This is a genomic window from Pseudomonas sp. (assembly GCF_049301935.1).
In the GTDB taxonomy this organism is placed as follows: Bacteria; Pseudomonadota; Gammaproteobacteria; order Pseudomonadales; family Pseudomonadaceae; genus Aquipseudomonas.
Genome location: NZ_JBAQLP010000097.1, coordinates 1 through 8769, shown reverse-complemented (window position 1 = coordinate 8769; position 8769 = coordinate 1). Strand labels below are relative to the sequence as shown.

Annotated in this window: 8 protein-coding genes; 6 read left to right on the top strand and 2 right to left on the bottom strand. The window is 63.8% G+C overall.

Annotated elements, in window-relative coordinates; translation table 11 throughout:
* Positions 1-73: 73 nt before the first annotated feature.
* Entirely contained in the window at positions 74-1279 is a 1206-nt protein-coding gene (locus WA145_RS12915) for an aminotransferase class V-fold PLP-dependent enzyme (RefSeq protein ID WP_422581963.1), read from the top strand.
* Positions 1276-1707, top strand: coding sequence for a SufE family protein (locus WA145_RS12910; RefSeq protein ID WP_422581962.1), 432 nt, complete (start codon positions 1276-1278; stop codon positions 1705-1707). Before WA145_RS12915 ends, WA145_RS12910 begins: the two co-directional genes overlap by 4 nt.
* Here the strand turns inward: WA145_RS12910 and WA145_RS12905 are convergent.
* Both WA145_RS12905 and tcdA read right to left on the bottom strand, forming a co-directional pair.
* Entirely contained in the window at positions 1686-2471 is a 786-nt protein-coding gene (locus WA145_RS12905) for a substrate-binding periplasmic protein (protein ID WP_422581961.1), read from the bottom strand. The two genes, WA145_RS12910 and WA145_RS12905, sit on opposite strands and share 22 nt — an antisense overlap.
* A 109-nt stretch (positions 2472-2580) precedes the next feature.
* Entirely contained in the window at positions 2581-3396 is an 816-nt protein-coding gene (gene tcdA, locus WA145_RS12900; RefSeq protein ID WP_422581960.1) for a tRNA cyclic N6-threonylcarbamoyladenosine(37) synthase TcdA, read from the bottom strand.
* Between the two features lie 251 nt (positions 3397-3647).
* On the opposite strand from tcdA, the gene WA145_RS12895 reads away from it, so the two are divergent.
* From WA145_RS12895 to WA145_RS12880, 4 genes are all read left to right on the top strand, one after another.
* On the top strand, positions 3648-6242 hold the full coding sequence (locus WA145_RS12895; protein ID WP_422581959.1) for a glycosyltransferase: 2595 nt from the start codon (positions 3648-3650) through the stop codon (positions 6240-6242).
* A 92-nt stretch (positions 6243-6334) separates the two neighbouring features.
* Entirely contained in the window at positions 6335-7489 is a 1155-nt protein-coding gene (gene dapE, locus WA145_RS12890) for a succinyl-diaminopimelate desuccinylase (protein WP_422581958.1), read from the top strand.
* On the top strand, positions 7486-8292 hold the full coding sequence (locus WA145_RS12885) for a putative RNA methyltransferase (protein WP_422581957.1): 807 nt from the start codon (positions 7486-7488) through the stop codon (positions 8290-8292). The genes dapE and WA145_RS12885 overlap by 4 nt, the downstream gene beginning before the upstream one ends.
* A gap of 2 nt (positions 8293-8294) precedes the next feature.
* Entirely contained in the window at positions 8295-8666 is a 372-nt protein-coding gene (locus WA145_RS12880; RefSeq protein WP_422581964.1) for a hypothetical protein, read from the top strand.
* Positions 8667-8769: the final 103 nt, after the last annotated feature.

Below are 8769 nucleotides of genomic sequence, written 5' to 3'. Positions count from 1 at the left end.
CGCAGCGATACCCATCAGGCTCATTATGGGTACCGCTGCGCTCAACCCATCCTACGGTCTCGATTGCCTGCCCATGCCTATCCATTCCCCCTGGCGCGTTGACTTCCCTGGCATTCTGGCCCTTGCGGCCGAAGGCCAGAGCTATCTGGACAGCGCTGCCACCGCGCAAAAACCCCAGGCCATGCTCGATGCCCTGCTCGGCTATTACACCGGCGGCGCAGCCAATGTGCATCGCGCCCAGCACCTACCGGGCGAGCGCGCCACCCGCGCCTTCGAAGCCAGCCGGGAGAAAGTCGCACACTGGCTGAATGCGCCCGACGCACAGCAGATCATCTTCACCCGCAGCGCCACCGAAGCGTTCAATCTGCTGGCTTATGGCCTGGAGCAGCGGTTCCAGCCGGGCGATGAGATCGTTATCAGCGCGCTGGAGCACCACGCCAACCTGCTGCCCTGGCAGCAACTGGCGCGGCGTCGGCAGCTCAAACTGGTGGTGTTGCCGCTGGAGAGCAACGGCCTGATCGACCTCACCCACGCCGCGCAGCTGATCGGCCCACGCACCCGCCTGCTGGCGGTCAGTCAGCTGTCCAATGTGCTCGGTTGCTGGCAGCCACTGCAGCCGTTACTGGCTCTGGCCCAGGCGCAAGGCGCGCTGACGGTGGTCGATGGCACCCAGGGCGTGGTGCATGGTCGCCAGGATATGCAGGAGCTGGGCTGCGACTTCTATATCTGCTCCAGCCACAAGCTCTACGGTCCGGACGGCGTCGGCCTGCTCTATGGCCGCCCGCCGGCCCTGGAGCAGCTGGCGCATTGGCAGTTTGGCGGCGAGATGCTGCTGCACACCGACTACCGCAACGCCAGCTTTCGCCCCGCGCCACTAGGTTTTGAGGCCGGCACGCCGCCGATTGCCTCGGTGATCGCCCTGGGCGCCAGCCTGGATTACCTGGGCCGCCTCGACGCCAATGCCGTTAGCGCCCACGAAGCGGCGCTGCATGCCGAGCTGATCGCCGGGCTGCAACAACGCCAGGGCATACGCCTGCTCGGCGCGCCCACTGTCGCCCTGGCCAGCTTTGTGGTCGATGGTGCGCACAACGCCGACCTCGCCCACCTGCTGACCGAACAGGGGATTGCCGTGCGCGCCGGTCATCACTGCGCCATGCCACTGCTACAAAGCCTCGGCCTAAGCGGGGCGATTCGTGTATCCCTCGGACTGTATAACGACGCCAGCGATCTGCAGCGTTTTTTCAGCGCCCTGGATCAGGCCCTGGAGTTACTGCAGTGAGCCTGCCTACAGACGCGCAAACCGCACTGCAAGCCTTTAACGCTTGCCCAGGTTGGGAGCAGCGTGCACGCCTGCTGATGCAGTGGGGCGAGCAGCTCGCCCCACTCAGTGACGCCGAACGCTGTGAAGCCAATCGGGTGCAGGGCTGTGAAAGTCAGGTGTGGCTGCTGGCCGAGCGCGACGGCGCGCACTGGCAGTTTCGCGCCAGCAGCGATGCCCGGCTGCTGCGCGGCCTGCTCGCGCTGCTGCTGGCGCGGGTCAATGGCTTGCCAAGGGCGGAGCTGCAACAGCTGGATCTGCCGGACTGGTTTACCCAGCTCGGGCTGGCGCGCCACCTGTCGCCCTCACGCAGCAACGGCCTACAGGCCGTGTTGACGCGGATGCAGCAATTGCTCGATGCAGACGATCAGGGCGCCTCGCGCCACTGATCGGCATCACCGGCGTACAGGGCCTGCTGCAAACGCGCCAACTCACCGTTCTCAGCCAGGCGGCGCAAACCGCTATTGAACACTTCACGCAACCGATCAACACGCGCATCGCCCTTGCGAAACAGCAGGTGCAGCGGCTCGGTGTTCAATACACGCGGATGATGGGTGATCAGCGCACGCGCCTCGGGGGTAAACATCCGCCACAGCATGGCGTAACCCACGGCGCGGTCCTGCGGATGAAAATCCACCCGTCCCAGCTCCAGCAGACGAAAACCGGTGTCTTCCTTACCGCTTTGCTGCACCTGCAACTGCCCGCTCTGCACCGCCGCATCGAACTGCGGACCATAGGAATAGCCCAGGGTGGTGGCGATACGAAATGCTCTGAGGTCGCTGATATCCGCCCAGTCCAGCTGCTGGTCGGTGCGCTGAAACAGCACCACCTCGCCCTTCACCACCGTATCGCTGCAGGTACTGACACGCTGGCGGGCCTGACTGCAGATATACGGCATCACCGCATCCAGGCTGCCGTGTTCGAGCATCAGCAGGTTGCGGTCCCAGGGGTAGTAGACGAACTCGACCCGATAACCCGCCGTCTTGAAGATATGGCGTACCAGCCGCGACAGGGCGCCGCCATCTTCGCGCTGCTGATCGACATAGGGCGCCCAGTCGCCGGTGCCAATCCGCACAATAGAATGGGCATGGGCGCTCAGGCAGGCGCAAAGCGCTGCATACAGCAGCACAGATCGCGGGAGATGACGTAACACATGACGCAGCAGGGATAACACAACACACCTCAATAGAGCGGAAAACAGCTTATCCCTGCTGAACAGCGACCTTAACCGGCCGTTTTTACAGACTAGTCACCGCGCGCCGCTATCCATCAGGCGCACGCGGCCGCTCTGCCGGCCGCCGTGTACCGGCAACCAATTTATCGACGATGCGCGCGGCGGCCACCATGCCGAAGGTGGCGGTCACCATCATCACCGCGCCAAAACCGCCGGCGCAGTCGAGCTTGACCCCCTCCCCCACAAAGCCCTTGTACTGACACACCGTGCCGTCGGGTTTTGGATAGCGCAGCTGCTCGCTGGAATACACGCACGGCACGCTGTAATTACGCCCCGGCGTACGTGAGAAACCATAGTCGCGGCGCAGGGTGGAGCGCACCTTGGAGGCCAATGGATCATTCCAGGTCTTGTTCAGGTCGCCGACCTGGATCTGCGTCGGGTCGATCTGCCCGCCCGCGCCGCCGGTGGTAATCACCTGGATCTTGCGCCGCTTGCACCAGGAAATAAGCGCGGCCTTGGCGTTGACGCTGTCGATACAGTCGATCACTGCATCCAGCTGCTCGGTGATGTACTCGGCCATGGTCTCGCGGGTGACGAAGTCCGTCACGGCATGCACCACACAGCCCGGATTGATTGCGCGAATGCGCGTCGCCATCACTTCGACCTTGGGCTGGCCGATCGTGCTGTCCAGCGCATGCAGCTGACGGTTGCTGTTGCTGATGCAGACATCATCCAGATCAAACAGCGAGATTTCACCCACCCCGGAGCGCGCCAGCGCCTCGGCCGCCCAGGAACCCACACCGCCTATGCCGACCACCGCCACATGTGCAGCCGCCAGCCGTTCGGCCCCTTGGCGACCATACAGACGGGCGATCCCGGCAAAGCGTTGTTCATCCACAGGCATTCTTCTCTCTCACAAGCCATAAGCGGCGCGCATTATAGGTAGCCGGCGAGCTGTGCCCAAGCGCTGCGTCATGCAGGGCGTAATTAGCCGATGAGCTGCAATGTCAAATTGCCACAACAGGAACCTTCAAGCCCCTTCGGCATCCCATCAACATGCCCAAAGGCCGGGCTATACAGCCCAATGACGGCGGCGTAGCATGCGCCACCCGACGCTCGTCGCTTTTTATTGCCCCTTCGCTGGACCTGCTCACTATGCCTTCGCGTAAGTTTGGACTGAACCTGGTCATGTTCCTGGCAATTGCCGCCGTGTTTACCGGTATCTGGGCGCTGTACAACCGCCCTGTCACCGCGCCGGACTGGCCGGAACAGATCTCTGGGTACTCCTTCTCGCCCTTCCGCGCCGGGCAAAACCCTCAGCAGGACACCTACCCCAGCGATGCGCAAATGCGTGCCGACCTGGAACTGCTGAGCGCTCAGACCGACAACATCCGCACCTACTCGGTGGATGGCGCGCTGGGCAATATCCCCGTATTGGCCGAAGAGTTTGGCCTGCGCGTGACCCTGGGCATCTGGATCAGCCCGGATCTTGCGCGCAACGAGCGGGAAATCGCCAAGGCCATTGAAATTGCCAATAACTCACGCAGCGTGGTGCGCGTGGTGGTCGGCAACGAAGCGCTGTTCCGCAGCGAAGTCACACCCGAGAACCTGATTGCCTATATCGACCGCGTGCGCGCGGCGGTCAAGGTGCCGGTGACCACCTCCGAACAGTGGCACATCTGGCAGGAATACCCGGAGCTGGCGCAGCACACCGACCTGGTCGCGGCCCACGTGCTGCCCTACTGGGAATTCGTGCCGATGGAGGACGCCACCGAGTTCGTCCTCGAGCGCGCCAAGGACCTGAAAAAGCTCTTCCCGAAAAAACCGCTGCTGCTCTCCGAAGTGGGCTGGCCGAGCAACGGCCGTATGCGCGGCGGCGCCGATGCCTCCCAGGCGGACCAAGCCATCTACCTGCGCACCCTGGTCAATGCGCTGAACGCCAAAGGCTACAACTACTTCGTTATCGAAGCCTTCGACCAACCCTGGAAAGCCAGCGATGAAGGCGCAGTAGGCGCTTACTGGGGCGTGTACAACCTGGAACGTCAGGCCAAGTTCGCCTTCGAAGGCCCCGTGGTGGCGATTCCGCAGTGGCGCTTGCTGGCCATTGGCTCGGTGGTACTGGCGCTGCTCAGCCTGGCGCTGATGCTGATCGACGGCAGCGCCCTGCGCCAACGCGGACGCACCTTCCTGACCATTGTCGCCTTCGCCGGCGGCTCGGCCCTGGTGTGGATCGGCTACGACTACAGCCAGCAATACAGCACCTGGTTCAGCACCCTGGTCGGCCTGTTGCTGGGTATCGGCGCCTTTGGCGTGTTTATCGTGCTGCTCACCGAAGCCCACGAGCTGGCCGAAACCGCCTGGACCCGCGCACGCCGCCGGCCGTTCCAGCCGGTGATTGCCGACAGCGCCTACCGGCCCAAGGTGTCGGTGCACGTGCCCTGCTACAACGAGCCGCCGGAGATGGTCAAACAGACCCTCGACGCCCTGGCTGCGCTGGATTATCCGGATTACGAAGTCATCATCATCGACAACAACACCAAGGACCCGGCCGTGTGGCAGCCGGTCGAGGCGTATTGCAAAGTATTGGGCCCGCGTTTCCGCTTCTTCCACGTCGCGCCGATTGCCGGTTTCAAGGGCGGCGCACTGAACTACATCCTGCCGCATACCGCGCCAGACGCTGAAGTGGTGGCGGTAATCGACGCCGATTACTGCGTCGACCAGAACTGGCTCAAGCACATGGTGCCGCACTTCAGTGACCCGCAGATCGCCGTGGTGCAGTCGCCACAGGACTACCGCGACGGTAACGAAAACATCTTCAAGAAGCTCTGCTACGCCGAATACAAAGGCTTCTTCCATATCGGCATGGTCACGCGCAACGATCGCGACGCGATCATCCAGCACGGCACCATGACCATGATCCGCCGCACCGTGATGGACGAATTGAAGTGGGCTGACTGGACCATTTGCGAAGACGCCGAACTGGGGCTGCGTGTATTCGAGAAGGGCTATAGTGCCGCCTACGCCCACGAAAGCTTTGGCCGTGGGCTGATGCCGGACACCTTTATCGACTACAAGAAGCAGCGCTTCCGTTGGGCCTACGGCGCCATTCAGATCATGAAGGGCCATGCACGTAGCCTGTTCCTCGGCAAGGACTCCGAACTCAAGACCGGCCAGCGCTACCACTTCGTCGCCGGCTGGCTGCCATGGATCGCCGACGGCCTGAATATCTTCTTCACCGTCGGTGCGCTGCTCTGGTCGGCGGCGATGATCATCGTGCCGCAGCGGGTCGACCCGCCGCTGATGATCTTCGCCATCCCGCCGTTGGCGCTGTTCTTCTTCAAGCTGGGGAAGATCCTGTTCCTCTACCGCAAGGCCATGGGCGTCGATCTGCTGCGCTCGTTCCAGGCCGCGCTGGCCGGTCTGGCGCTGTCGCACACGATTGCCAAGGCGGTGCTCTACGGCACCTTTACCAAGACCATCCCGTTCTTCCGCACACCGAAGATGGCCAGCAACCACGGCATCCTGGTGGCCCTGGCCGAGGCCCGCGAAGAAGTCTTTATCATGCTGCTGCTATGGGGGGCGGCCGGGGGGATCAGCATCGTCCAGGGCTTGCCCAGCGCCGACGTGAAGTTCTGGGTGGCCATGCTGCTGGTGCAGTCGTTGCCCTATCTGGCCGCGCTGATCATGGCCCTGCTGTCGTCGTTGCCGGCGCCGCAGGCAAGCCCGCAGGAAACCGCCGCTACCAATTGATCGCGGATGTGTCCGAATGCCAGACGGCGGCCAATGGCCGCCGTTTTGCTTTAAGATGGCGACCTTCCGCCTGATGCCGCCTTGGAGCCGCAATGACCGCCAACGCCACGCCCCTCTCCCCGACGCTGGAGCTTGCCTGCGAGCTGATTCGTCGCCCGTCCGTCACGCCGCTCGATGAAGGCTGCCAGGAACAGATGACGCGCCGGCTGGCCGCCTGCGGCTTCAGCATCGAGCCGATGCGCATCGAGGAAGTGGACAATTTCTGGGCCAGCCACGGCCAGAGCGAAGGCCCGGTGCTGTGCTTTGCCGGGCACACCGATGTGGTGCCCACCGGCCCGGTGCAAAACTGGCAGCACCAACCCTTCAATGCGCTGATCGACGCAGACGGCATGCTCTGCGGCCGTGGCGCGGCGGACATGAAAGGCAGCCTGGCGTCGATGATCATTGCGGTTGAGCGCTTTGTCGCCGACTACCCGGACCACAAAGGCCGTATCACCTTTCTGATCACCAGTGATGAAGAAGGCCCGGCGCATAACGGCACCAAGGCCGTGGTCGAGCGCCTGCGCGCACGCAACGAACGCCTGGACTGGTGCATCGTCGGCGAACCGTCGAGCACCACTCTGGTCGGCGACGTGGTGAAAAACGGCCGCCGTGGCTCGCTCGGCTGCACCCTGACCGTGCGCGGCAAACAAGGCCACGTGGCCTACCCGCACCTGGCCCGCAACCCGATTCACCTGGCCGCCCCGGCCCTGGCCGAACTGGCCGCCGAACACTGGGACGACGGCAACGCCTTCTTCCCGCCGACCAGCTTCCAGATTTCCAACCTGAATGCTGGTACCGGCGCGACCAACGTAATTCCGGGTGAGCTGAAGGCCATCTTCAACTTCCGCTTTTCTACCGAATCCACGGTCGAAGGCCTGCAGCAGCGCGTCAAGGCAATCCTGGCCAAGCATAGCCTGGACTATCACCTGGACTGGGCGCTCTCCGGCCTGCCGTTTCTCACCGAGCCGGGGGCACTGCTTGACGCCGTGGCCGCCAGCATCAAGGCGGTCACCGGCCGCGACACCCGCCCATCGACCAGCGGCGGCACCTCCGACGGGCGCTTTATCGCCACCCTCGGCACCCAGGTGGTCGAACTCGGCCCGGTCAACGCCACCATCCACCAGGTCGACGAACGTGTGCTGGCCAGTGATCTGGATGTGCTGACCGAAATCTACTACCAGACCCTGGTCAATCTGCTCGCATGAGTCTGATCTGCCCCATCTGCCAGGCGCCGCTGCAAACGCTCGATAACGGCGTCACCTGCCCGGCCAACCACCGCTTCGACCGCGCGCGCCAGGGTTACCTGAATTTGCTGCCGGTGCAGCACAAGAACAGCCGCGACCCTGGCGACAACGCCGCCATGGTCGAAGCCCGGCGGCGCTTTCTCGACGGCGGTCATTACGCACCGCTAGCCAAACGCCTGGCCGAGCTGGCGGCCGGTTATAAGCCGGCGCGTTGGCTGGATATCGGTTGCGGCGAGGGTTACTACACCACGCAGATCGCCGACGCTCTGCCGCAGGCCGACGGCTACGCACTGGATATTTCCCGCGAAGCGATCAAACGTGGCTGCAAACGCGCGCCCCAGCTCAACTGGCTGGTGGCAAGCATGGCCCGCGTGCCGCTGAGTGATGCCAGCTGCCAATTGCTCGCCAGCGTCTTCAGCCCCCTGGATTGGCAGGAAGCCAAGCGCCTGCTCGCCCCCGGTGGCGGCCTGCTGCGCATGGGCCCAACCCGCGAGCACCTGATGCAGCTGCGGCAAAAGCTGTATGACGAAGTGCGCGACTACGATGATCAGAAGCACCTGGAGCTGATCCCCGACGGCATGCGCCTGGCCCACAGCGAAACCCTGACCTTCAACCTGCACCTGCCCAGCAGCGAGGCCCGCGCCGACCTGCTGGCCATGACCCCGCACGGCTGGCGCGCCAGCGCCGAACGCCGCGCGGCAGTCATCGCCGAGCCCTGCGAGGTGACTGTTGCCATCCGCTACGACTGGATCGAGAGACTATGACCATGCGCCAACCGGATATCGAGATTTACCTGAAAGACGCCGACCACACCGCCATCGGCGAGTGGCTGAACAGCGCACTGGGCAGCTGCACGCCCTGGCAGCAGAAAGGCCAGACCTATAAATGCATGGCCGGTGAAGTGCCCGTCACCTGGCTGCCCAAGGCAGTCGGCAAATGGCACAGCCTGTACCTGGAAAGCGACGCCACTCCTTGGGCGGACGACCTGGCCTGCGCCCAGGCCGCCTTCGCCGCGCTGAATGTCGAAGTACGCTGCGCCCCCAACGGCTGGCAGGAAGAAGAAAGCGACGAACAGGCCGACCGCTGGATGCGCATCAGCGCCGATGGGGTGGAAGAGATCACCTGGCGCACGGGTTAACAGCCCCCTCGTAGGGGGGCTCGCCGCGTGCACCGGAAGTCTTGGCCCCTTTGACAACAAAACCCCGCCGCGGCGGGGTTTTGTTTAACCGGGCGCTTACTTC